General features: G+C 50.4%; 1 protein-coding gene. It reads left to right on the top strand.

The genetic code is table 11. The annotated features are described in order from the left end of the window. Positions 1–74: 74 nt before the first annotated feature. On the top strand, positions 75–528 hold a 454-nt coding region (locus HXW94_RS18910), incomplete at its 3' end, for a hypothetical protein (RefSeq protein WP_218576827.1).

Here is a 528-nt window from a genome sequence, read left to right as displayed (position 1 = left end):
TGGCCTGTACGGCGTGCAACAGGAAGAAGGGGAACAAACCACTCGAACAGTTCCTTTCAAGGAAACCGCGACTGTTGAAACGAATTCAAAAACAGTCCAAAATGCCGCTCAAGGATGCGGGCGCCGTCAATGCGACCCGATGGGACTTGTTCCGTACCTTGAAAAAAACCGGACTGCCGGTTGAAACAGGCTCCGGCGGTCTGACAAAATTCAATCGGACGACCAGGGGTCTTTACAAAACGCATTGGCTCGATGCCGCCTGTGTCGGGAAAAGCACACCGGAAAAGATTTTTCAGATCGACAAAACCGTGTTGATTGTAAAGGCAGACGGTCATGGCTCAAGGCAGATGTGCAGGGTAAACAAGTTCGGATTCCCCCGGACAACAGCAAAGTCAACTGAAAAAAAAGTCAAAGGATTTCAGACGGGCGACATCGTCAAGGCGGTTGTCACTTCCGGCAAAAAGGTTGGAACGTACACCGGGCGTGTCGCTGTCAGAAAAAGCGGTTCGTTTAACATTAAAACAGTGG

Origin of the sequence: Desulfobacter latus, from assembly GCF_013389365.1 — a bacterium.
GTDB lineage: Bacteria > Desulfobacterota > Desulfobacteria > Desulfobacterales > Desulfobacteraceae > Desulfobacter > Desulfobacter latus.
Note: the sequence above shows the minus strand (reverse complement) of the source record. Positions and strands in the feature narration are given on the sequence as shown.